At 72.1% G+C, this 23894-nt stretch carries 20 protein-coding genes; 9 read left to right on the forward strand and 11 right to left on the reverse strand.

The window, feature by feature from the left end; genetic code table 11:
- Window positions 1-35: 35 nt before the first annotated feature.
- Complete coding sequence (locus DQ384_RS32425; RefSeq protein WP_114032683.1) at window positions 36-536, reverse strand: beta-class carbonic anhydrase; 501 nt, start codon at window positions 534-536, stop codon at window positions 36-38.
- A gap of 139 nt (window positions 537-675) precedes the next feature.
- On the opposite strand from DQ384_RS32425, the gene DQ384_RS32430 reads away from it, so the two are divergent.
- Window positions 676-1005, forward strand: a complete 330-nt coding sequence (locus tag DQ384_RS32430; RefSeq protein ID WP_114032684.1) for a hypothetical protein — start codon at window positions 676-678, stop codon at window positions 1003-1005.
- A 177-nt stretch (window positions 1006-1182) separates the two neighbouring features.
- Window positions 1183-1554: a VOC family protein gene (locus DQ384_RS32435; protein ID WP_114032685.1), complete on the forward strand. Its 372-nt coding sequence runs from the start codon at window positions 1183-1185 to the stop codon at window positions 1552-1554.
- Between the two features lie 45 nt (window positions 1555-1599).
- Here the strand turns inward: DQ384_RS32435 and DQ384_RS32440 are convergent, their stop codons facing one another.
- A complete protein-coding gene (locus tag DQ384_RS32440; RefSeq protein ID WP_220183255.1) occupies window positions 1600-4107 on the reverse strand; it encodes a DNA gyrase/topoisomerase IV subunit A in 2508 nt (835 codons plus the stop codon).
- Window positions 4108-4282: 175 nt separating this feature from the next.
- On the opposite strand from DQ384_RS32440, the gene DQ384_RS32450 reads away from it, so the two are divergent.
- Entirely contained in the window at window positions 4283-6622 is a 2340-nt protein-coding gene (locus tag DQ384_RS32450; RefSeq protein ID WP_245966937.1) for a RecQ family ATP-dependent DNA helicase, read from the forward strand.
- Between the two features lie 163 nt (window positions 6623-6785).
- On the opposite strand, the gene DQ384_RS32455 is transcribed toward DQ384_RS32450, so the two are convergent.
- Window positions 6786-7679, reverse strand: a complete 894-nt coding sequence (locus tag DQ384_RS32455; protein ID WP_114032687.1) for a carbohydrate kinase family protein — start codon at window positions 7677-7679, stop codon at window positions 6786-6788.
- Window positions 7680-7833: 154 nt separating this feature from the next.
- Here DQ384_RS32455 and DQ384_RS32460 point away from each other — a divergent pair, with 154 nt between their 5' ends.
- The 3 genes from DQ384_RS32460 (at window position 7834) to DQ384_RS32470 (ending at window position 12278) form a co-directional block, all read left to right on the forward strand.
- Window positions 7834-10464, forward strand: coding sequence for a bifunctional acetate--CoA ligase family protein/GNAT family N-acetyltransferase (locus tag DQ384_RS32460; protein WP_114032688.1), 2631 nt, complete (start codon window positions 7834-7836; stop codon window positions 10462-10464).
- A gap of 221 nt (window positions 10465-10685) precedes the next feature.
- Entirely contained in the window at window positions 10686-11276 is a 591-nt protein-coding gene (locus DQ384_RS32465) for a DUF5998 family protein (RefSeq protein ID WP_114032689.1), read from the forward strand.
- 195 nt (window positions 11277-11471) lie between these two features.
- Window positions 11472-12278 (forward strand): sulfurtransferase, encoded by an 807-nt coding sequence (locus DQ384_RS32470; RefSeq protein WP_114032690.1) that lies wholly within the window; start codon window positions 11472-11474, stop codon window positions 12276-12278.
- A 67-nt stretch (window positions 12279-12345) separates the two neighbouring features.
- Here the strand turns inward: DQ384_RS32470 and DQ384_RS32475 are convergent, their stop codons facing one another.
- The 4 genes from DQ384_RS32475 to DQ384_RS32490 all read right to left on the reverse strand — a co-directional run bounded on the left by DQ384_RS32475 (window position 12346) and on the right by DQ384_RS32490 (window position 17207).
- Entirely contained in the window at window positions 12346-14940 is a 2595-nt protein-coding gene (locus DQ384_RS32475) for a CHAT domain-containing protein (protein WP_147268970.1), read from the reverse strand.
- Window positions 14941-15086: 146 nt separating this feature from the next.
- Window positions 15087-15614 (reverse strand): hypothetical protein, encoded by a 528-nt coding sequence (locus DQ384_RS32480; protein ID WP_114032692.1) that lies wholly within the window; start codon window positions 15612-15614, stop codon window positions 15087-15089.
- Window positions 15611-16132 (reverse strand): RNA polymerase sigma factor, encoded by a 522-nt coding sequence (locus DQ384_RS32485; protein WP_114032693.1) that lies wholly within the window; start codon window positions 16130-16132, stop codon window positions 15611-15613. Before DQ384_RS32485 ends, DQ384_RS32480 begins: the two co-directional genes overlap by 4 nt.
- A 43-nt stretch (window positions 16133-16175) precedes the next feature.
- Window positions 16176-17207 (reverse strand): S8 family peptidase, encoded by a 1032-nt coding sequence (locus DQ384_RS32490; protein ID WP_114032694.1) that lies wholly within the window; start codon window positions 17205-17207, stop codon window positions 16176-16178.
- A gap of 192 nt (window positions 17208-17399) precedes the next feature.
- Here DQ384_RS32490 and DQ384_RS32495 point away from each other — a divergent pair, with 192 nt between their 5' ends.
- From DQ384_RS32495 to DQ384_RS32505, 3 genes are all read left to right on the forward strand, one after another.
- Window positions 17400-17894, forward strand: a complete 495-nt coding sequence (locus DQ384_RS32495) for a DUF3145 domain-containing protein (RefSeq protein WP_114032695.1) — start codon at window positions 17400-17402, stop codon at window positions 17892-17894.
- Between the two features lie 238 nt (window positions 17895-18132).
- Complete coding sequence (locus DQ384_RS32500) at window positions 18133-18639, forward strand: DinB family protein (RefSeq protein ID WP_114032696.1); 507 nt, start codon at window positions 18133-18135, stop codon at window positions 18637-18639.
- Window positions 18640-19012: 373 nt separating this feature from the next.
- Window positions 19013-19999: an NAD(P)-dependent alcohol dehydrogenase gene (locus DQ384_RS32505; RefSeq protein ID WP_114032697.1), complete on the forward strand. Its 987-nt coding sequence runs from the start codon at window positions 19013-19015 to the stop codon at window positions 19997-19999.
- Between the two features lie 61 nt (window positions 20000-20060).
- Here the strand turns inward: DQ384_RS32505 and DQ384_RS32510 are convergent, their stop codons facing one another.
- The 4 genes from DQ384_RS32510 to DQ384_RS40600 form a co-directional block, all read right to left on the reverse strand.
- Window positions 20061-20711: a DivIVA domain-containing protein gene (locus tag DQ384_RS32510; protein WP_114032698.1), complete on the reverse strand. Its 651-nt coding sequence runs from the start codon at window positions 20709-20711 to the stop codon at window positions 20061-20063.
- On the reverse strand, window positions 20708-21829 hold the full coding sequence (locus tag DQ384_RS32515; RefSeq protein WP_114032699.1) for a globin domain-containing protein: 1122 nt from the start codon (window positions 21827-21829) through the stop codon (window positions 20708-20710). The genes DQ384_RS32510 and DQ384_RS32515 overlap by 4 nt, the downstream gene beginning before the upstream one ends.
- The gene (locus DQ384_RS32520; protein ID WP_181871544.1) at window positions 21830-22213 is read right to left on the reverse strand and encodes a group I truncated hemoglobin; all 384 of its coding nucleotides are present in this window, start codon (window positions 22211-22213) and stop codon (window positions 21830-21832) included.
- 1087 nt (window positions 22214-23300) lie between these two features.
- Entirely contained in the window at window positions 23301-23576 is a 276-nt protein-coding gene (locus tag DQ384_RS40600; protein WP_147268972.1) for a hypothetical protein, read from the reverse strand.
- Window positions 23577-23894: the final 318 nt, after the last annotated feature.

A 23894-nucleotide genomic window follows, 5' to 3' on the forward strand; every position in this document is an offset into this window, starting at 1 on the left:
TCCCGCTCACCCCGGCCGTGGTCGGCGGCCCGCCGTCACAACTCGACGGGCATCAGCTTGCCGGTGTGCACGTCGTACACCGCGCCGCCCACCTTCAGCCGGTCCGGCAGGTACGGGTAGGTGCGGATGCGGACGAGGTCGCGGCGCAGGGCCGCGTCCTGGTTGGCCACGGTATGGAACTCCAGGCTCCGTGTGTCGATTCCGTACTCGCGGCTGATCAGCTCGTGGACGTCCTCGTCGGTGGACTTGGCCATGCGGCAGTCGGTGTGGGGCATCACCAGGACGCGGTCCACGTTGAGCAGGTAGACCGCGAGGATGAGCGTGCGCAGCACGTCGTCGGTCACCCGTGCTCCCGCGTTGCGCAGGATCTTGGCGTCCCCCGGGTTGAGGCCGAGCAGCTTCAGCGGGTCGATTCGGGAATCCATGCACGTGACCACGGCCAAGCCGCGCGCCGCGCGCCCGGTCAGGCCGGAGTACTCGAAGGTCCGTGAGAAGTCCTCGTTGGCAGTCAGCAGATCGTCGAAGGCTCCCGTCATGCTGCTCATATTCCCTTACACCCCTTTCGTCAGTACACGGGGGGTGGAAGTAATCGGCTTCGTAAAGATCCCGTGATCCAGTGTGACCTCTTGTGATTGTGGCCTTACTGTGTGTGCACGATCGTGGAGAGGGTTGAGGGTGGGGACGACGGATTCGCTGGCCGGTTATCTACGCGCCCGGGCCAGGTGGCGGCTCGACCGGGTCCAGAGCGCCGACGGCGGCTGGAACGCGCGCTGCGCCCTGGCGCTGCTGGACGCCGCCTCCTACGCCGAGTCCCTCCCGGCCGACGATCCGCTGATCGCCGCGCTGAAGGAGGCCGGCTGCTTCGGCCCGTACGGGGTCGGCGAATTCGCGCCGGACGAGGCGGTGGCCAAGCTCATCGACTTCTGGCACTCGGGTGAGCCGTGGGAACTGCTCACCGCGATCCCGCCCGTGGCGCGCGGCGGCGCGGTGCCCACCCGGGGGTGACCGCGCACCACCCGCCCTCCGGTGGCGTCGGTTTCGACGCGTGGGACGAGGTCAGGGGACAGACGGCCGTGTCGTAAGTGCCCGCCCGGACGTCCGTGACAGGGGAAGGTCGGACCTCGCACCGGCAACGGCTGTTCGATAGTGTCGTCTTCGTTGATCGAACAGGAGGGAGCGCCGATGAGCGAGATCGCCCGAATGCGTGCCGTCGTGCTGGACTGCCCCGACCCCAAGGAACTGGCCGATTTCTACGCCGCCGTCCTCGGCTGGAAGATCCTCGTCGACCGGCCCGACTGGGTCTCGCTGGGCCTGGACGGAAGCTACCGGCTGTCGTTCCAGCGGGCCGAGGACTACCGCCCGCCGGAGTGGCCGTCGTCTGAGCACCCGCAGCAGCTCCACCTTGACCTCACCGTGGACGACCGCGGGAAGGCGGAGGCCGAGGTGCTCGCCCTGGGTGCCACCAAGCACCCGCACCAGCCGGGTGAGCTCGACGACGGGTTCACCGTCTTCCTCGACCCCGCCGGTCACCCCTTCTGCCTCTGCGACCCCTGACGGCGCCGGGTCCGCGGGCGCGCCACGCCGCTCGCGGACCCCGCGCTAATCCTCGTCCGGAACCTCGGGTGCGGGGGCGGCGGTCTCGAACGGGCCGCCGCCGAGCGCCCCGCCGATCGCGGCGAGGTCCGAGGGCACCCGGATGCCCGAGCCGTCGCGGCGTCCGAGCTCGGACGGCAGCTCGACCGGCTTGCCCGTCGAGGTCACCGCCTTGACCGGAGCGGGGCCCGCCCACGCGAGCACCAGGAGGTCTTCGCCCTTCAGGAAGCGCTGCGCCCGGACGCCTCCGGTGGCCCGGCCCTTGGGCGGGAAGTCGGCGTAGTCGGACACCTTGCCGCCGCCCATCTCGGTGCCCGGCAGCGCGCTCGCCGAGCCCGCGATCGTCACGACCCGGGACTCCAGGGCGGGGTCGACGACGCCGAACCAGATGACCTTGGCCCCGTCGTTCAGCCGGATGCCGGCCATGCCGCCGGCGGGACGCCCCTGCGGCCGCACCGAGGAGGCCGAGTAGCGCAGGACCTGCGCGTCCGAGGCGATGAACACCAGGTCGTGGTCTTCGGAGGTCAGCTCGACGGCCCCGACCACGGTGTCGCCGGGTTTCAGGCCGATGACCTCGAAATCATCGCGGTTCACCGGATACTCGGGCACGACGCGCTTGACCGCGCCCTGAGCGGTGCCGAGCGCCAGGCCGAGCCCTTCGGGATCCAGTGAGCCCAGGCCCACCACGACCTCTCCGGCGTTCAGCGTCACGTACTCGCTCACCGGATGGCCGCCCGACAGGGACGGCGGGTTGGCCGTGGGCGGCAGCGTGGGCAGATCGAGGACGGAGACCCTGATCACACGCCCGGCGGAGGTCACCACGCCGACCTCGCCCCGCACCGTCGACCGCACCACCGCCACCAGCACGTCGTGGGCCGAGCGCTCGTCGCCCGAGCCGAGCGGCGCGGCGTCGCCCGTGCGGGCGAGCAGGCCCGTCGAGGACAGCAGCACCAGGCACGGATCGTCGGCGACCTCCAGCGGAATGGCCCCGGCGGTCACCGCGGCGCCGTCCTCCAGCAGGACCGTGCGGCGCGGTGTGCCGTAGGTCTTGGCGACCTCGGCGAGCTCGCCGGACACGACCTGGCGCAGCCGGTCCTCCGACGACAGGATGGCCGTGAGCTCGGCGATCTCGTCGTTCAGCGTCTCGCGCTCGCGTTCGAGCTCCAGCTTGTCGTACTTGGTCAGACGGCGCAGCGGCGTGTCGAGGATGTAGACGGCCTGCGTCTCCGACAGCTCGAAGACCTGCATGAGGCGGGTGCGGGCCTCTGCGGAGTCCTCGGAGGAGCGGATGACCTGGATGACCTCGTCGATGTTGAGGAGGGCGATGATCAGGCCGTCGACCAGGTGGAGCCGCTCCTCGCGCCTGCGGCGGCGGTAGGTCGAGCGGCGGCGCACGACCTCGATGCGGTGGTCGACGTAGACCCGCAGCAGCTCGCGCAGGCCGAGGGTGCGGGGCTGGCCGTCCACCAGCGCCACGTTGTTGATCCCGAAGGTCTCCTCCATCGGGGTCAGGCGGTACAGCTCGGCCAGCACGGCCTCGGGGTGGAAGCCGTTCTTGACCTCGATGACCAGGCGCAGGCCCTTGTGCCGGTCGGTGAGGTCTTTCAGGTCGGAGATCCCGGACAGCCTTTTCGCGTTCACCAGCTCTTTGATCTTGGTGATCACGCGCTCGGGACCCACGTTGAAGGGCAGCTCGGTGACCACGATGCCCTTGCGGCGGGGGGTGACCTGCTCGATGGTGGCCTTCGCGCGCATGCGGAACGTGCCGCGCCCGGTCTCGTAGGCGTCCCGCACGCCGGTGAGGCCGATGATCGAGCCGCCGGTCGGCAGGTCGGGGCCCGGCACGAACCGCATGAGCTCGTCCAGCGAGGCGTTCGGGTGCTTGATCAGGTGGCGTGCGGCCGCGATGACCTCGACGAGGTTGTGCGGCGCCATGTTGGTCGCCATGCCGACCGCGATGCCCGCGGCGCCGTTCACCAGCAGGTTGGGGAAGGCGCTCGGCAGGACCGTCGGCTCGGTCTCCTGCCCGTCGTAGTTGGGCTTGAAGTCGACGGTCTCCTCGTCGATGGACTGCACCATCAGCATGGCCGCCGGCGCCAGGCGCGCCTCGGTGTACCGCATCGCGGCGGGCAGGTCGTCGGGCGAGCCGAAGTTCCCGTGGCCGTCCACCAGCGGCAGCCGCATGGAGAACGGCTGCGCCATGCGCACCAGCGCGTCGTAGATCGCGGTGTCGCCGTGCGGGTGGAGCTTGCCCATCACGTCACCGACGACGCGCGAGGACTTCACGTGCCCGCGGTCGGGCCGCAGGCCCATCTCGCTCATCGAGTAGAGGATGCGGCGCTGGACCGGCTTCAGACCGTCGCGCGCGTCGGGGAGCGCGCGCTGATAGATCACCGAATAGGCGTACTCAAGGAAGCTCGTGCGCATCTCGGTCGACACGTCGATGTCGACGATGCGCTCCTCGAAGTCGTCTTCCAGCGGGGGTGTGGTGGTGCGTCGGGCCATATCGAACATTGTGCCGAAGGTTCGAGGTGCTCCGCGACTCGAAGACCTTTTACGCCCTTACGGTCACGCGTGCCCGCTGTGGCGCCCCGCCCGGGCGGTCGGCCGGGCTGTGGACGGCCGCAGGTTATCCACAGCCGGGCGCCGACGGCCCCGAACGGTCGCCCGGAACTGATACCAAGGAGCCATGCGAGACGAGAGCGGCCTGCGGGCCGAGGCGGAACAGCGGCTGCGGTCCCTCGCCGGTGACCGGGCCCGGCTGCGCGACGACCAGTGGTCGGCCATCCGGGCGCTGGTCGTCGAGCGGCGGCGCGCCCTGGTCGTGCAGCGCACCGGGTGGGGCAAGTCGGCGGTGTACTTCATCGCCACCGCCCTCCTGCGGGCGCGCGGCGCGGGCCCCACGGTCATCGTCTCGCCGCTGCTCGCGCTCATGCGCAACCAGATCGCCGCCGCGGCCCGGGCGGGGGTCCACGCCGCCACCATCAACTCCGCCAACGTGGACGAGTGGCACCTCATCCACGCCGAGGTCGAGCGCGGCGAGGTGGACGTCCTGCTGGTCAGCCCCGAGCGGCTCAACAACCCCGACTTCCGCGACCTGGTGCTGCCCAAGCTGGCGGCCAGTGCCGGGCTGGTGGTCATCGACGAGGCCCACTGCATCTCCGACTGGGGCCACGACTTCCGGCCGGACTACCGCAGGCTGCGCAGCCTGCTCGCCGGCCTGCCGCCCGGCGTGCCCGTCCTCGCCACCACGGCCACGGCCAACGCCCGCGTCACGCACGACATCGCCGAGCAACTGGGCCCGGCGCCGTCACCGGCGTCCGCCGTCGCGATCGCGCCGGACGAGAGTGCTGTGGGGGCACGGGGCGACGGCGGGCCGAGGGCGGTGGGGGAGGTCGGCGCCGCCGAGGCCGACGGCGAGCATGCCGGCACCGTCGAAGCCGCCGGGGAGGAGGGAAACGAGGAAGGGAACACGGTCCAAGCCGTCGATGGCGGCGCCCGGCGGGGCCGGTTCGGTGACACGCTCGTGCTGCGGGGGCCGCTCGAACGCGACAGCCTCCGTCTCGCCGTCGTGCGCCACCCCACCGCCGAACGCCGGCTGGCCTGGCTCGCCGAGGCGCTGCGCGACCTGCCCGGGTCCGGCATCGTCTACACGCTCACCGTCGCCGCCACGCAGGAGGTCGCCGCCTACCTGCGCGACCAGGGCCACGAGGTGGCCGCCTACTCCGGCCAGACCGAGCAGGCCGACCGCCTCGCCGCCGAGCAGGCCCTTCTGGACAATCGACTGAAGGCCCTGGTCGCGACCTCCGCCCTCGGCATGGGGTTCGACAAGCCCGACCTGGGCTTCGTGATCCACCTCGGCGCCCCCGCTTCTCCGGTGGCCTACTACCAGCAGATCGGCCGGGCCGGGCGCGGGGTCGAGCGTGCCGAGGTGATCCTCCTTCCCGGCCCCGAAGATCGCGACATCTGGGCGTACTTCGCGTCGCTGGCGTTTCCTCCCGAGACCGTGGTGCGGACGACACTCCACGTCCTGGCCGAGAAGGGCACGATGTCCACGGCCGCGCTGGAGACACGGGTCGACCTTGGCCGCGCCCGGCTGGAGACGATGCTCAAGGTCCTCGACGTCGATGGCGCGGTCGAGCGGGTCAAGGGCGGCTGGCGCTCCACCGGCCGTCCGTGGCGGTACGACGAGGGCAGGTACGCCCGGGTCGCGGCCGAGCGCGCCGCCGAGCAACGCGCCATGCTCGACTACATCGCGACCGACCGGTGCCGCGAGGAGTTCCTGCGGCGACACCTCGACGACGACACGGCCCGGCCCTGCGGGCGCTGCGACAACTGCACGGGCGCGCACCGCTCGGCGGAAATCCCGGCCGAGGCCGTGGGCCGGGCGCGCGAGCGGCTCCAGCGTCCGGGTGTCGAGGTCGAGCCCCGGCGGCAGTGGCCCATCGGGCTCAAGGAGCTCGGCCTGTCCGGGCGCATCCGCCCCGAGATCGCCGCCGAGCCCGGGCGGGTGCTCGGGCGGCTCACCGATATCGGCTGGGGCAACACGCTGAGACGGCTGCTCGCGGACGGCGCCCCCGACGGGCCCGTCCCCGGCGAGGTCTTCGACGCCGTGGTCAAGGTGCTCACCGCCTGGAAGTGGGCACAACGCCCGGTGTCGGTGGTCACCCTTCCCTCGGCCACCCGCCCGATCTTGATCTCCAGCCTGGGCGAACGGCTGGCCGCCATCGGCAGGCTGGACTACCTGGGCTCCCTGACCTACAGCGCCGGCCCGCCAGGCCGCCAGCACAACAGCGCCCAACGCGTCCGCGCCCTCGACCACACCCTGGCGGTCTCAGCGAGCGAGGCTCCCGGCCTCCGAGGCGGCGGTGGCCTGTTACCGGAGTCATCGGCGCGCCTCGCCACCGGCCCGGTGCTGCTGGTCGACGACCGCATCGACACCGGCTGGACCATGACCATGGCCGCCGCCCTGCTCCGCCGTTCCGGCGCCCCCGCCGTACTCCCTCTGGCCCTGGCCGTCACCAACTGAGATTCGTGGACGCGCCCACCAATCCCGGTGGGCGCGGACGACTGGGGTGAGGGCATGCCTGTGGTGCGGGAACTCGACCGCGAATCGTGAGGTCGCTCTCCCTCGTCCAGGCGCAGTGGAGGGGCAGGCTCGTGCTCGTCCAAGCCCAGTGGAGGGGCAGGGGTCAGAGGCGGGGGCGGGCGCCGAGGTTGGCTATGGCCCGGGCGGCGAGGGCGTTGCCGGCGGCGAGCGCGTCGGCGGGCTGCTTGCCTTCGAGCCAGGGCTGGAGGAAGCCCGCGGCGAACGCGTCTCCGGCACCCGTGCCGTCGACCACGCGCTCGATGTGCTCGGCCGGTGCCCGGACCGGCTCGGCGCGGTTGTTGGTGTACCACAAGGAGCCTTCGGCCCCCAGCTTGATCACGACCTGGGGGAACCACGCCGTGAGCACCTTGGCGGCGGAGGCCGGGTCGTCGCGGCCGGTCAGCACCTTGGCCTGCGCCTCGTTGGCGAACAGCAGCTTGGCGCTGTGCGTCCACTCCAGGAACGGCTCGGCGCCGGTGCGCTCCAGCGGCGCGGCGGAGGCGCAGTCGACCGAGATCGACATGCCCGCCCGGCGCGCGTGGTCGAGCGCGGCGATGCCGGCGTCGCGCGAGCCCTCGTTCAGCAGTGTGTACCCGGAGATGTGGAGGTGGCCGCCCTGATGGAACAGGTCGCGCGGCAGGTCCTCGGGAGACAGGGCCGCGTTGGCGCCGGGGTCGGACAGCAGCGTGCGCTCACCCTTGTGCGTGACCAGTACGACACAGGTGCCGGTCGGCCGCTCGGGATCCATGACGAGCCGGGCGTCCACGCCGTAGCCCATGAGCTCCATGTCGCGGTTCCGGCCGGTGATGTCGGCGCCTCTGCGGCCGACGAAGGCCACCTCCGCGCCCTCGACGGCCAGCCAGGAAGCGATGTTGGCCCCAGAGCCGCCACCGTGCATGGTGACGACGGCCGGAGTGTCGCTCGCCCTGGCGAGAGGGTAGCGGGCACGTGCGACCGCATCGGTCATCAGATCGCCCACCACGACAACCCGCGTCATGATGTCACCACCTTGTTGGCACTACAGGAGGCTGCTGACAGAAAACCTAACAGCTTCGAGCGGGGGCGTGGGGCATACAGCGGACACCCGGACATAGTCGATGCACAAGCGTTGCCCAACAAACCAGACATGAGCCCCCCTTACGCTCATCCCTGTGGAACCTCGCTACCCCGCCCACTGGGAGGCCGACGTCGTCCTGGACGACGGCGGGACGGCGCATCTGCGGCCCATCCGCCCGCAGGACGCGGACATCCTCCGCGCGTTCTACTCACGGCTCTCCGACCAGTCGATCTACTTCCGTTTCTTCGGCCCCCACCCGCGGCTCTCGGACCGCGAGGTCACCTGGTTCACGACCGTGGACTACGTCGACCGGGTGGCGCTGATCGCGACGCTCGCGACAGAGATGGTGGCGGTCGTCCGATTCGACCGTATGGAGGACCAGGACAGCGCCGAGGTCGCCTTCCTCGTCGAGGACGCCCACCAGGGCAGGGGAGTGGCGTCGGTGCTGATGGAGCACCTGCGCGCGGCGGCCAGGGAACGCGGCATCGAACACTTCGTGGCGGACGTCCTGCCGAACAACGCACGCATGATGGCGTTCTTCCGCCAGGCGGGGTACACCGCGCAGAGCCGGTTCGAGGACGGCGTCGTGCGCATGACCCTGGACCTGGCGACGACGGTGACCTCGCACGAGGTCACGATGGCCCGCGAGCACCGCGCCGAGGCCCGGTCGATCGAGCGGCTGCTCAGCCCCACGTCCGTCGTGGTGGTCGGCGCGGGCCGCGAGACGGGCGGCGTCGGGCAGACCGTGCTGCGCAACCTCCTGGCCGCCGACTTCAACGGCCCCGTGTACCCGGTCCACCGCGAGGTGCGGGCGGTGGCGGGGGTCCGCGCGTACAAGAGCGTCTCGGCGATCGACGGGGACGTGGATCTCGCCGTGGTGGCCGTGCCCGCGGACGCCGTCCTCGACGTGGTCGAGGAATGCGCGGAGAAGGGCGTCAAGGGCCTGATCGTCGTGTCGTCCGGGTTCGGGGAGACGGGCCCCGACGGGCGCGCCCGCCAGGACGAACTGGTGCGCATCGCCCGCTCGTACGGGCTGCGCGTGGTCGGCCCCAACTGCCTCGGCATCGCCAACACCGACCCCCGGGTGCGCCTCAACGCGACCCTGGCCGCCCGCCTGCCGGGCAGGGGGCGGGTGGGCTTCTTCAGCCAGTCCGGTGCGCTCGGCACGGCGCTGCTCCAGCGGGTCGCCCAGCGGGGCATGGGCATCTCGACCTTCGTGTCGGCGGGGAACCGGGCGGACGTCTCCGGCAATGACCTGCTGCAGTACTGGGAGGAGGACGAGGCCACCGACGTCGTCCTCCTCTACCTGGAGTCGCTGGGCAACCCGCGCAAGTTCGCCCGTCTCGCCCGGCGCACGGCGCGTAAGAAGCCGGTCGTGGTCGTCAAGAGCGGCGGGACCACGCGCGGCGTCCCGGTCGGGCACGCCGCGCCCGTCCTGCGCCTGCCGGACACCGCGCTCAGCGCCCTGTTCGACCAGGCGGGGGTGATCCGCGTGGACGACCTGATCCAGCTGTTCGACGTGGCCCAGCTCCTGGCCTACCAGCCGCTGCCCGCCGGGCCCAGGGTGGGCGTGGTCAGCAACTCCGACGCGCTGGCGCTGCTGGCGGTGGACGCCTGCGTGGCGGCGGGCCTGCAGCCGTGCCCGCCCGCCAATCTCGGGGCGCGGGCGGGGGCCGGTGAGTACCGCGAGGCGCTGGCCGCCATGGAAGGCCAGGTGGACGCCATCGTCGCGATCTACATGCCGCCCATCCCGGGCAACGCGGCCGAGGTCGCCGCCGAGTTGGTCAGCGTGGCGGTCGAGAGGGGGAAGCCGGTGCTGGCCACCTTCGAAGGACGCATGGGCATGCCGCCCGAGCTGCGCGTTCCGGCCGAAGGCGGCGATCCGGGCAAGGGGTCCATCCCCTCGTATCCCGCCGCCGAGGAGGCCGTACGGGCGCTCGCCCACGTGGTCCGGTACGCGGCCTGGCGCGACCGGCCGCAGGGCACGCCCGCGCACCTGGAGGGCGTCGACACCGAGGGCGCCAGGGCACTGGTGGAGGAGGTCATCGCGGCCGGAGGACCCGCGGAGATCGACGCCACCGGCCTGCTCGCCAAGTACGGGCTGGAGGTCTGGCCGGCCGAGCCGGTGCACTCCTGCGAGGAGGCGGTCGCGGCGGCCGAGCGGCTCGGCTGGCCGGTCGTCGTACGCTCCGCCGACCCCGAGGTGGTCCACCGCGCGGGCACGGTCCGGCTCGGCCTTTCGGATCCGGGCGGGGTGCGGCGCGCGTACGAAGACCTGACGGCCCGGCTGGGGCCTCAGGTGACGCTCTCGGTCCAGCGGATGGCGCCCCAGCCCGCCGTGCAGACGCTGGTGAGGGTGGTGGACGACCCGCACTTCGGGGCGGTGGTGTCGTTCGGGCTCGGAGAGATCACCGCGCGGCTCCTCGGTGACGAGGTGTTCCGGATGGCGCCCCTCACGGCCGAGGACGCCGCCGGGCTGGTGCGGTCGGTACGCGCCGCGCCGCTGCTGTTCGGGGCGTACGGATACCCGCCGGTCGCGGTCGAGGCGCTGGAGGACCTGCTGGTCCGCGTGGGCCGCCTGGCCGACGAGCTGCCCGGGGTGGCGCGGCTGGACCTCGACCCCGTACTCGTCGGCGAGGGCGGCGTGAGCGTCCTCGGGGCGCGTGCGGTCATCCGCGACGCGGTCGGCCCCCGCCCGGACCGGGGCCCGCGACGCCTCCGGTGAGCCGAGGGGGCACGGGAGCGGACGGCTGCGGCACGGTCCCGAGCCCTCCGGGGAGGGGCGCGATCCAGAGAGTGACAGGCGTGGCCGGCCGCCGTCCAAGCGGCTTGGGGGACTTCTCCGGAAACCAGCCTTGTGCTGTGAATGGCCCTTCTCCGCCTGTTGCCCTCAGGGCGGACGGCTGTGAGGTGAAACACCGCGCCGAGACAGGGCAGGATGGACCCATGAGGGAAACCCGAGTCTCGGCCGCTGGTCTGCGCGAGGCCATCGAACGCAGCGGCTACTACCCCGATCTCGTGGCCGACGCGGCGGAGTCCGCACTGGGCAAAGAGCAGGTGACGGCGTTCGTCGTCCACCACGAGGCCACTTTCGACCCGGCGATGGAAGTCCGCCGGCACGTCACCGTGGTGATCCTCTCACCTACCCGCCTCCTGGTGTGCCACACCGACGAGCACCCACCCGCCGACGGAATGCCCACCTCGCACGCCTCCACCACCACCGAAGCCGTGCGCCTCAGCCGCGTCCAGTCGGTGGCCGTCACCCGAGTGGTGCCCGACCCGGCGTCGTACGTGCCGGGAGTCCCTCCCAGCGAGGTCACGCTCACGATCGGCTGGGGGGCGATCTCCCACGTCGACCTGGAACCCGCCACCTGTGGAGACGAGAACTGCGAGGCCGACCACGGCTACACCGGCGCCGTCACCGCCGACGACCTGTCCCTGCGCGTCAGCGAGGCCGCCGACGGCCCCGAGGCCGTGGGCAACGTGCTGGCCTTCGCCAAGGCCCTGTCCGAGGCGACCGCCCGCGCCGCGGGCTGAGCGATCCGTGCCGGCGCGGGGTGGAGCCACCGCGCCGGCACGACCAGGCGGGAGCCCCCGTACGCGGCGCGAGTGGATGGGGGACTGAGCCGGTCCACAGATCGTCGTCCGCGGAGATTCCGCGGCTGGTCCGGCCGCGGGATGTCCGCGAAACCAGAGGGGGGTTCTTGCATGGCTGAAAGCACGGGCGCACCGATGAGCCCGCTGATCGGTCCCGGAGACCTCGGGGAGGCGGTCGTCCTCGACGTGAGGTGGCGGCTCGCCGGCCCGCCGGGCATCGAGTCCTACCGGGTGGGGCACATTCCCGGCGCCGTGTTCTGCGATCTCGACCAGGACCTCGCCGCGCCGGCCGGCGCCGGGGGTCGTCACCCGCTGCCCGGCGCGGAGGCGTTCCAGGACGCGATGCGGCGGCTCGGCGTGTCCGATTCGGTCCCGGTGGTCGTGTACGACGACGCCGACTCCACCGCCGCGGCACGGGCCTGGTGGGTGCTGCGGTACTACGGGCACCCCGACGTCCGCGTGCTCGACGGCGGATACCGCCGGTGGGTGGCCGAGGGCTTCCCCGTGACCACCGAGGAGCCCGCGCCCGCGCCGGGCGACTTCACGGCCCGGCCCGGCGGCATGCCCATCTTGGACGCCACGGCCGCGGGCGCGCTCGCCGAGGAGGGCGTGCTGCTCGACGCGCGGGCGGGCGAGCGCTACCGGGGCGAGGTCGAGGCGGTCGACCCGGTCGCCGGGCACATTCCGGGTGCGGTGAGCGCGCCCACCGGCGAGAACGTCGACCCCTTCTCCGGCCGGTTCCACCCCGCCGAGTTCCTCAGGGAGCGTTTCATCTCCCTCGGGGCGGTTCCCCAGGTGCCGGTGGGCGCGTACTGCGGCTCCGGGGTGACGGCCGCCCACGAGGTCCTGGCCTTGGAACTGGCCGGCATTCACGCGGCCCTGTACGTCGGCTCGTGGTCCAACTGGATCACCGACCCGTCCCGCCCGGTCGCCCAGGGCTAGACGCCGGAGCCGTCCACGGCCCTGTCCCGGCGGTTCCGGCCGGGCGGTCGCGGCCCGGCGGGCCCGGTCAGAGTGGGTGCCCCAGCGAGCCGAAGCAGGCGAACCCGTCGACGCCCGTCTCGCGGCTCGCCGTGGCCAGTGCCTCGGCGGGAGTGCGGCCGGAGATCAGCAGGGCGTGGAAGGCCGTCATGAGCGTCAGCGCCTCGTCGTCGCGGACGGGCACGAGCCCGGCGACCACGCAGGCCGTTCCCTGGTCCAGGAACGCGCCGGCGAGGCCGAGCGGCGCCCCGTCCACCGGCGCGTGCGCCATTCCGGCGTCGCAGGCCGACAGGACCACCAGCCACGGCGTCCGTCCCAGCCGGAGCAGGTCGTACGCCATCAGGGGGCCGTCCCCCAGGGTGATGCTGGACAGCAAGGGGCTACGGACGCAGAACCGGCCATGAGCCGCGACGTGCAGGATGTCGGCGTACCCGAGCGCGTCCAGCACGTCCCCGCACGTGGCCCCGACCCGCAAGGTCTCGGTCGCGGCCATGGAAGGCGACCAAGGTGGCGACCCTGGCGAGGGCGGCGGTGGCGTCCCGGGCGACGAGGGCACGGCCACCCCGCCGGCCCGATGGGCGCGTACGACCATCGCCGCCTCGGCCTCCGCGTGCCGCAGGTCAGGCCCCGCCACGGCCACGACCCGTGGGCGTGGGCCCGCAGAGGCGACGACGAGCGTAGAAGGAGGGCTTGCGGGGGCGGTCACCGGGTCTGCGCCGGCGTGGGACGCGTGGGTCCTCGGTCGTCGAGTGGTCGCCGTCAGCCAGGCGGCAGCGCTGGACGCCACGCACAACGGCCGGCCGTGGCAGGCGGGGAGCACCGGCCACGGCAGGGTGTGCAGCGCGCCGGTCGGGATGATCACCAGCGGTCTGTCCCCGATGTCTCCCGCCAGGGGGCCCAGCAGTTGCGCGCCCAGGCGTTCGGCCTCCGCCGCGACCTCGTTGTGGGCGTGCGTGTCACGAAGCCCGGCCCGCCGCAGGCCGTACCTGATACGCACGGTGGCCTCGGCCGCCGCCGTGTACGAGCCCAGCTCGCGCAGCGCATGGCGGTCGGCGGTGAGGACGACGGCGGCCAGCCGGTCACCGTGCCGCACCAACTCCATCAGCGCGGCGCCCCCCAACCGTTCGCGCAGCCTCTCGACCAGCCCGAGGTCCTCCAGCCCTGCGACCAGCACAGGCTCACCCGGCCCTTCGACGGGCACGACGTCTTCGTGGACGCTCGGGGGGACGCGGGGGAGTGAGCGGCAGTGCTCGGCCCAGCCGAGGACTGTTCCGGGGCGTCCGTCGGCCAGGGCGAGGGACAGGCCGAACTCCGCGAGCCGCCCGCCGGCCCGCGCGGCGTGCGCGCGTATCCCCGGGTCGGTGAGGCGCTCGCCGCCGGACGTCACCTCCGCGAGCCCGGCCCGGAGCGCCGCGAGGGCGCCGGGCCGGTCGCCGCGAAGGGCGCGTTCGAGGGCGGTCGCGTGGTGGCGGACGAGACGATGCGTGCGTCCTGCCGGATCGGTGGCGATCACGAGGCGAAGCTCGGCGGCAGCGGTGGCGTGGTCTCCCAGCGTCAGCGCCAGCTCGGCGGCGGTCAGCCGCACTCCGGCCGCCTGCCCCGCCCACCCCTCCCAGACCAGGCGTCCCGCCAGTTGTCGCAGCTCGTGCACCAGCCGCGGATCGGGGCGTTCCTCCGCGAGCCGGGCGCGGAGGATGACCTCCTCGGCCAACGGCAGCCAGGCGTGGCGCCGCTGGGAGGCGAGCTCCTGCGCCGCGAGTTCGCCGCCGGCCTTCGCCCGACGGGGGTCGCCGACGAGCAGTTCCAGCTCGGCGAGCAGCAGGCGGGACTCGGCGAGCGCGCCCCGGGCTCCCGCCATCGCCAGCTCGGGCACCGCCTGGGCGAGCAGGGCGCGGGCCTCGCCGGGCAGGTGGGCGGCGAGCAGGGCCTCGGCGAAGTCGGCCCGCATCACGGCGAGCCGCTCCGGGTAGCCGGTCAGGGCCTGCTCGGCGGCCTGGTACCCGGCGAAGGCGGCCGGGATGTCTCCGCGCCTGGCCGCGACGAACGGGATGTTGGCCTGGGCGAGGACGGCGAGGTGGTCCAGCCCCGCCTCCCGGGCGATGGCCAGGCACGCCGACAGGTCACGGGAGGCCTCGGCGTAGTGCTCCAGGTAGGTGTGCGCTATGCCCCGGTTGACCAGGCCCCCGGCGAGGAAGCGGGCGTCCCCGGATCCTGTGAGCCCTGCGATGGCGCCGTCGCAGTGGGCCACGGCCTCGGCCGCCCGCCCGAGCCGGACGAGGGCCACCGCGCGCTGCACGCCCAGCCGATGCCGGTCGAGGCCGGTGAGGTGGCGCTCGGCGAGGTCGGCGACGCGGAGGCCACCTTCCGGGTCGCCGAGGTCGGCGCGGACGGTCACCAGCGAGAGGCGGGCCTGCGCGGCGCGTCCGGGCAGGTCGCGAGCCGCGGCGATGGCCAGGCGCAGGTGCTCGGCCGCGAGCCCGAGGTCGCCGAACTCCCGGGCGGCGAGCGCCAGCGCACGGTTGGCGACGGAGACCGCCTCGGCCGGCCCCCGCGCCTGCGCCTCGGCGAGCACGGCTTCCGCCCGCTCCCGCGCCCGCCCGGGGTCGGCCCCCGACAGTGCCACCGCCTCCTCGGCCGCCGCCACGAGGCGGGAGGCCTCGGCAGGCGGCGGATCGCGCAGGACTGAGGGATTTGTCCGTTGTACGGATGCCGAGACCGGTTCCTGGACGGCCGGGTGAGGCGTGGGCGCGGGGCGGGGAGTGTCGGTGGTCACTGGCGGATGCACTGCCAGCGGGTCGCCACGGGGCGGTCGCCGGGGCGGTGGCAGACGACGCTCAGCCAGCCGTGGGGGAGCCCCGTCGTGGCGAACAGGCCGCTCTCGGTGGGGAAACGGATCTTGCTGATGTGCGGCGTCCTGATCTCGACGCGGGCGCCCCCGACGGGCAGGGGGTGCACCTGACCGGCGAGGTCGAGGTGCGAGTCGCGGACCGTGACCTCCACGTCGATGGTCAGCCCGTCGGCGCCGAAGCGCAGCAGCCGCGGCTCGTCGCCGGCCGGGCGGCCGTCGGAGCGTACGCCCGCCAGTGGCCGCGCGTCGGCCACGAGCCCCGGCAGGGGTTCCAGCGGCCCGGCCAGGATGGCACCGGGGAGGCGCAGCTCGTAGGCGGCGCGCGCGTCGGCGCCGACCCGCTCGGGAACCGGGTCGACCCCCGCCGCGATCCTGAGAGCCGCCAGAAGGTACTCGTCATCGGCCGGGCCCGCCAGAAGGCGTTCACCGCCGGGTTCGCGGTCGGTCATCGGGGCTCCTCCCCCATGAGGGAGCGGACGCGTCTGAGGCAGCGCATGCGGGTGGGCCCGATGCTGCCGATGGGCATCCGCATGCGGTGCGCGAGCTGGGCGTAGGTGACCTCGGGGAGGGTGACGATCAGGCGCAGGAGCGTGCGGCACGGCTCGTGCAGCGTGTCGATCGCCGCCCAGAGCCGCCGCCCGTCCTCCTCGCTGAGCATGCGCGCGACGGGGTCGCCCTCGGTGGTCGGAAGGTCGGGGACCAGCCCGGTAAGTTGATGGCCCGCCCGTTTACGGCGGATTCGCCCGGCTTCGTGCCGGGTCGTGGTCACCAGCCAGGCGCCGACGGCCTCGGGGTCGCGGATGGTGTCCAGCTTCTCGACGAGCCGCAGCCAGGCCGCCTGCACGGCGTCGGCGGCGTCGGTCGCGTCGAGGCCGCAGGCGCGGGCGACCGCCCACATGCGGAACCCGAAGCGGTCGACCAGGCCGCGCCACGCGGTCTCGTCGAGAAGATCGAGGTCGTAAGGCATAGGGCGACCCTGTGTAGTTTCTTGGATACTCTTGGTGAGAACCTTAGTGACTCGTGGGGACGAAGACCCCGAGATCGGGGAAACGCGTGCCGCGCCGCGCGTCGAGCACGTGGTCGGCGGCCTCGGCCGCGGACATGTGCCGCGCCGTGGCGGCGATCGTCCCGGCGACGATGGCGGCCGCGAAGGACGTGCCGTCCCAGCACGCGTAGTTCCTGAACGGGTGAAAGTCCACGAAACTGCTGGTCAAGTCCTCGCCGCGCGCGCACGCGTCCACCCATGGCCCGAACGCCGAGAACCGGGCGCGCCCGGTTTCCGTGGAATTGAGAGCCCCGACGGCGATCACCCGGGGCAGCGCGGCGGGCCAGAACGGCCGCGAGGACGCCGTGTTCCCCGCGCAGGCGACGATCACGGTGTCGGGGAACCCGGCCAGCGCCCGTTCCAGCAGCGGCGACGGCCGGTCGTCGTAGGTGAAGCACCCGAACGACAGCAGCAGCACGTCCAGGCGGACGTCGCGCAGGCGGCCCAGCGCGCGCAGCACCCCCGCCTCGTCGCCGACGCCCTCGCTGTCCAGCACCCGGGCCACCCGCAGCCGCACCCCGGGAGCCTGGCGCAGCAGCAGGCCGGCGATGAACGTGCCGTGCCCCGCCTGCTGGTCGAGACGGCCGTCGCCGTCGGCGTCGAGCACTTCCTCGGGCCGGCCGGTGAACCACTGCTGCCCCTCGAACCACGGGTGCCGGACCAGGCCGGTGTCGAGCAGCCCGACCGTCACCCGGGACGGCGCCCCCGCCTCGTAGGCCGGGGCGGGCGCGGGGCGTGGCGCGCCGGTGGGGCCGCCGAAGAAGAGGGGCTGGCCGGTCACGACGTGGTTGGGGGAGACCTCGTGTCCCTGGGCCGAGAGCGTGGCGGCGATCTCGCACGGGTCGGCCCCGGGCGCGAGCCGGAGCAGGTAGAGCCCCTCGACGCTCTCGACGGCCTGCGTCCACCGGGCGGCGGCGACGGGGGAGCGGCTGAGGAGGACGCCCGGACGAATCAGGGCACTTCGCCCCGGCGTGTGCTCCACTGCCTGCACGTTCATCGGTGACTCCTAGAAGGGAAAGGTAATCACCGAGTGTATCTTTCCCTATGCGGAGAGTTGGCAAGCGTGATTAGGTATGACCCGGCTCTGGTGCCCCGCCACGACGGACGGTAGTCTCTCCCTCAGTCACTTGTGATCATCCCAGTATGAGGACGTTGGGGAAGGCGCACCTCGTACGAAACGGGAGGTCCGGTGTCTGCTCGTGGCGTGCTGTACGTCCACTCGGCTCAGCCCGCGCTGTGCCCGCACATCGAATGGGCGGTCGCGGGTGTCCTTGGCATACCCGTCGACCTGTCGTGGACCCCTCAGCCAGCCCAGCCCGGCACGGTGCGCACCCAGGCCGAGTGGGAGGGCCGTCCCGGCACCGCCGGGGCGATCACGTCGTCCCTCATGGGCTGGCAGCGCATCCGCTTCGAGATCACCGAGGACGCCTCGCCGGGGGTGGACGGCTCCCGGAACGCCTACACGCCCACGCTCGGCGCCTTCACCGCCGTGGTCGGCGTCTCGGGCGACATCATGATCCCCGAGGACCGTCTGCGCAACGTCATGCTCATGGCGGCCCAGGGCCGGGCCGTCCTGGAGGACGAGCTGGACAAGCTGCTGGGCAAGCCGTGGGACGAGGAGCTCGAACCCTTCCGCTACGCCGGCGACGGCGCCCCGGTCCGCTGGCTCCACGCCGCCGTCTGACCTTCTACGCCCCGGCCCGCGGGCCCCTGGTTTCCTGACGCGTGCGCCGGGTGTGTCTTGGCTGGACCGTTCCCGTGGACACGTCCCATCCGCGTGTCCCGGGCGGCCGGCAGGCGTGAGGCGCGTCCCGGCGTCCGCGAGGCCCGCGCGCCGGAGTGGCCGTCCGATCGCACGGGGAGGGTGGGCTAGCGTGGCCCTTCCGGTGTGACGCGGCCCTGCCGGGGTGAAAGGAGCAATCGTGACCACAGAGCGGATCGCCCCGCCTCTGATCGCGGGAGAGCGCGAGATGCTGCGCTCCTTCCTCGACTTCCATCGCGCGACGCTCGCCATGAAATGCGACGGCCTCTCCGACGAGGACCTGCGCCGCCGGTCCATGCCGCCATCCACCCTGTCGCTGCTCGGGCTGGTCCGGCACATGGCCGAGGTGGAGCGCACCTGGGTCCGCCGGGTGATCAACGGCGAGGAACTGCCGCTGGTGTGGTCCGACGAGGGCGACTACCAGGTCGCCTACGACGCGAGCGAGGCCACGCGCAAGGAGGCGTTCGACGCCTGGCAGACGGAGGTCGAGCACGCGCGCCGCATCGAGCGCGAGGCCGAGTCCCTGGACGTCGTCGCCCACAACCCCCGCTGGGGCGAGGACGTCTCCCTCCGCCTGGTGATGCTCCACCTGATCCACGAGTACGCCCGCCACAACGGCCACGCCGACTTCCTCCGCGAGGCGATCGACGGCACCGTAGGCCCCTGAAAGGGCACAGGGGCCCTCATGAAATGGGCCTCGTTACCTGACCTGCGTCGCCAAGAAGCCCGCCGCCTGACCTCCCCGGACCCGGACGGGCGGCCCTCCCCTTCCAGGGCCGCCCGTCCGCCTTTGCCCGAGCACGGGCCGCAGCGGGCGGCCTCGCGCGGATCCGCCCCCGATCCGGCCTATAGGCCGACCGCATGGTCGTACTTCCGGCCGTAGTGCCACATGCGGGTCGACGCGACACTTCCTCGTAGGGAAACACGCCCGGTGCCGTCCGGTCCGCCAGGGCCGACGCGTGTGGCGCTTCCCCGATGGTCGCGCCGGTCCCTCCACCCGCGGACCGGCCCCCCCGCACCTGGTGGACGAGGAGAATCCCATGAAGGCTTTCGTCCTGCGCGCGTACGGCTCGCCCGACGTGCTCGAACTCGCGGACGTCCCCACGCCCGCGCCCGGCGACGGCGAGGTGCTCGTCCGGGTGCGCGCCACCTCCGTCCAGCCCTACGACTGGCACCACATGCGCGGGCAGCCGTACGCCGCGCGCCTGATGGGCGGCTCGCTAGGGCCGCGCCGGCCGAGGATCAGGATCCTGGGGGCCGACGTGGCGGGGGAGGTCGAGGCGGTCGGCAAGGAGGTGACGGCGTTCCGTCCCGGCGACGAGGTGTTCGGAATGCCCAAGCAGGGGGGCTTCGCCGAGTACGTGTGCGTTCGGGAGAGCGAGCTGGCGCCGAAACCGGCGAGCCTGTCGTTCGAGCAGGCCGCCGCCGTTCCGATGGCGGCGGGCACGGCCCTGCTGGGCCTGCGCGACAAGGGACGGCTGCGGCCGGGCCAGACGGTTCTCGTCAACGGCGCCTCGGGAGGCGTGGGCACGTTCGCCGTGCAGATCGCCAAGGCCTTCGGCGCGGAGGTCACCGGGGTCTGCGGCCCGCGCAACCTGGACCTGGTCCGGTCGATCGGCGCGGACGAGGTCATCGACTACGGGACGCGGGACTTCACCCGTGACGGTCTGCGCTACGACCTTCTGCTGGACATAGCGGGCGGCCACCCGGCCTGGGCCTGCCGCCGGGCACTGACCCGCAAGGGAACCCAGGTCCTCATCGGCGGCCCGCCCGGCCGCTGGACGCAGCCCGCCGGTCACATGTTCGCGACCCTCGCCCTGTCGCCCCTCATGTCCCACAGAGCCGTCCTCGCGGACGTCGTCCGGTGCACCACCACCAAGCAGAACCTGCTGACGCTCACCGACCTCATCGAAACCGGCCGGGTGACCCCGGTGATCGACCGCACCTACCCCTTCGAGGACATCCCCGAAGCCGTCACCTACCAAGAACGGGGCCACGCCGCCGGCAAGGTCGTCATCACGACCTGAGCGGGCTCATGGCGCCGCCGGGCCGGTGCGGCTCCCGCGAACGAGCTCGTCCGCAGGCCGGTCAGCGGTGTACCTGTGAAAAGCCGTTGAGGGCCTGCCCGCCCTGGTCAGGGATGTGGCCGAGCTTGTCGATCTCCTGGGCCAGCCCTTCGAGCGTGGCGCGCAGCTGGACCCGGGTGACGTCGGCGAAGGTTCGCAGGTAAGCGATCCGCCGCTCCAGCTCCTCGGCCTCGGCGCCGTGCACGCCGCCGCCCGAGCGGTATGCGCCGACCGCCGCGTCGGCGGCCTCCTCCGCCTGCCGTTGCGCCTCCGTCAGGATCTGCTCGTACTGCCGGCGGGCGTCCCCGATGATCCGCCGCGCGTAGTCCCCCGCCTCCGCGATCTGGGCGTCGGCGCTCTGCTGAGCGCGGGAGAGGATGTTGATCGCGTCGACGCTCAGGGCCTGCTGCTGGGGAGCGGCGTGCTCGGCGTTGATTCCGCGCTCCTTGTACCACTGCCTCATGCGGTCGATGTACGCTCGCAGGTCTGCCTTCTCCTTGTCACCGGCCGCCATGTCGTCCGCGACCCGGTACAGGAACGCGCGCACGTCCTCCTCGCTGTAGCCGCGGCGCCCGAGCGATGTGCGCGAGAAGTCCTGCTTGCGTACCTGATCCGGGGTGAGGGGCTGGCGTTCGCGCTCCGCGCGATCTCCCCAAGGCGTCTCTGCCGTCATGACTCCCCACCTTTGTCGCTCGTGAACTCGTCGAAGTGGATCTGTTCGTGGGGCACGCCGGCGTCCAGCAAACGTCCGACGGTGCTCTGAGCCATTTCCTCCGAGCCGCAGACGAAGACGTGCTGTCCACGCCATGCCTGCAGCGCGACGTCCACCGCGTTGCCGCGCGTCCCGCGGTAGAAGCGGTCGTGGGAGACGGCCGGGACGACGGTCAGCCAGGGGTGCTCGGCGGCCATCTTGGACAGCGCCTCGAGGTCGTAGAACTCCCGGGACGTCCGGGCGCCCACGACGAGGTCGACCCTGCGTGTCGGGCCCTCGTACATCACCTGTTCCACCAGCGCCTTGAGCGGCGCGAGGCCCGTGCCGCCCGCGATGAGGAGCAGGTCCCCGGTGATATCGGCGGAGATCGCCAGCCTTTCGCCCACCGGCGCTCCCACCCGCAGCACGTCGCCGCGGCGCGCGCCCATGACGAGCGCGGAGCTCAGCACGCCGCCGTCGACCATGCGCACGTGCAGGTCGATGGTGTTGTCCTGGCGTGGCGCGTTGGCGAAGGAGTAGTAACGCCACACGCGCGGCCGCAGGGCGTAGGAGACCGACGCCGACTGCCCGGGACGGTAGGGATACTTATAGTTCGGCCGGGCCCGGATCACCGCGATGCCGAGGGCGCGCTGCTCGTGGCTGATGATCTCCGCGTCCCACCAGGGCGGGGAGGTCTTGGCCGCGTCGGCGGCGGCGTCCGCCATGACCTGGGCGACCAGGCCGTACGCCTGGGCCCAGTCGTGGGCGAGGGCGGGCGTCCACCGTTCGCCCAGGAAGTGCTCCAGGGTGGCGAGCAGCGCCCTGCCGACGGCCGGGTAGTGCTCCGTCACCACGGCGAACTTGCGGTGGTCCCGGCCGAGCTGCTGCAGGAACGGGACCAGCTCCTCCACCCGGTCGACGTTGCTGACGATGTGCCCGAGCGCGCCGACGAGCCGGTCGCGCTGGCTCGCCATCGACACCTGGAACAGGTCTCGTGTCTCCGGGTTCGCCAGGAACAGGGCCGAGTAGAAGAACAGCGGCACCTGGTCGCCCGACCGGGCGACGAGGCGCCAGCTGTCCTTCAGGGCTTGCGCGTCCACTCAGTCGGCCGTCTCGATGGGCTCGGCGACGATGGACGACTCCACCTTGTCCAGCGTCAACACGACGTGCCGCTGAATCTCCTCGCTCACCCCGGCTTCCCGCATGACCGAGAGGAGGATCTCGCCTACCTTCGCGTAGTGCTGGTGGGTGATGCCCATGCCGCGGTGCGCCTCTGCCAGGTCGCGGCCCTCGTACGGCTCGGGGCCACCGAGGACGGAGCACAGCAGCACCACCATGTGCCGCTTCAGCCGTGGCATGTCGACGCCGGCGAAGTAGGGCTTGAGGTCGGCGTCGTCGAGGACCCGCACGTAGAACAGGTCGACGACGTCGCCGACAGCAGACGCGCCGCCGACCTGGTCGTAGAAGGACGGCGTGGTTGTCACAGAGCCTCCAAGTGGGCCATGCGTCGCAGGACCGGCCGGCAGGGTTCGGATGACCCCCGAACTCGGCGCGGTCACGACGCGGGGCATGGTGAATGGACGCACCCTGGCGCTCGGGACGCCGGAAAGCAGGGCGCCCTCGAGAGGTGAGTGATGGTCTGTGTTTCCTGCCGTCACCCTCCGTCGAGGCCAGAGCACGGACGCCGAGACGGATGCCGCGACACAGGGTCACGGTGGGACACCGCCTCAGACCTTGGCCATCTAAGCAGCATTTGCCTCATATGTCACACCATCAACTGCCGTTTCGGCCAATTGTATGACTTCCGCGCTCACGACCGGTCCACCCGCTTGTCCGGAGCCCCCTCGGACCCCGGCCTGCCCCGTCGTTGATCGCGGCGGCCAGGGCGCGCAGGTGCTCGACGAGCCTCACCGCGACGGTTTGGACCTGCCTGTCCCCGATCACCTCCCGGTGAAACCCCACAGCCGGAGTCAGCGAAAGTCAGCAGACCTGCGATGGCGTGGTGAAGCGGCAGACAGGTGAGCTCCAACGGCGTGGCTTAAGTGCGATGGATTACGTGCGCGAGCTCTGCAAAGAGCGTATCCAGCCGAACGCCCGCGGCGAGTTCGCGTGCAGGGCGTAACACTCCAGCGCCTTGAGGCGTGGGTGTGGGGGCCCGTCCCTTGCCATCAGATTGCCGTCTGTACGTGCGGACGCCTACGACGATCAGGCCGGTCTGAGCGGGTATCAGCCCACTTGGCAGGACATGACGGCTTAGCAGAGGGCCGGCCGTTGTGGTGCTCTTCGCTGTGCGGGAGCGACACCAGCCGGTTACAGCGTGCCTCTTTCCTGGCGGGCCGGTGAGCGTCCTCGCCCAAGACCAATGCGAATCTACGCAATTGGTTGATCTGGTTGGAGAAGCCGCTAGGTCTCGTCAGAGAAAGCCGCTACATCTCGCCTGGAGTAAAGGCATCACTTGCACGGTAGGCGTGATATGACCTCGATCTCCGCCTCGGCACTACGGCCGGACCTCGGGATCACCAAGAGTCATTCCCGACCGAACGTCGGCAACGACAACTCGTTCTCCGATGCTCAGGTCAAAACAATGAAGTACTGTACGGCGTTTCCCGAGAAGTTCGGGCCGGCCCACGACATCGGCGCTTTCCGCCGCCGATCCTTCGAGTATTCAACCACGAACACGACCATTCCGGGATCGGCCCGCAGACGCCCCGCACGGCCCACCTCGGCACCGCCGGCGCCGTTCAGGACCAGCGTGCCGCCACCTTCGCGGCGTTCCGGGCGGCCGAACGGCCAACGGCTCGCCCAGGTGCCCGGTCTGCCCGAGACCCCGGACGCAGCTTGGATCAACAGACCCGCCGAGGGACGGGGAGGGCACCCAAAGGAGGCGCCGGCTTAGCGATAACCGGCCAAGTGTCCCCTTTGGCGTGATTTGTGCCGCTCGGGCAGGCCCATGTGAGCATTGAGCCCGGAGGGTGGCTTGTGGCTCTACTTCCGCCGGAAATCAGCGGATACCAGTTCTGGCTCTATCCGCCCTCATGTCGCTAATCCGGTCAAAACGGTGCAGAGCGCTGAGGGTGTCAGAGCGTCCAGCGGACCGAGGAGACCCTTGAGGAGCTGGAAAGGTACTACGGCGCCGAGTACGCCGAGCGCCTGTACCGCTCCCTG

Origin of the sequence: Sphaerisporangium album (assembly GCF_003323745.1) — a bacterium.
Taxonomy (GTDB): domain Bacteria; phylum Actinomycetota; class Actinomycetes; order Streptosporangiales; family Streptosporangiaceae; genus Sphaerisporangium; species Sphaerisporangium album.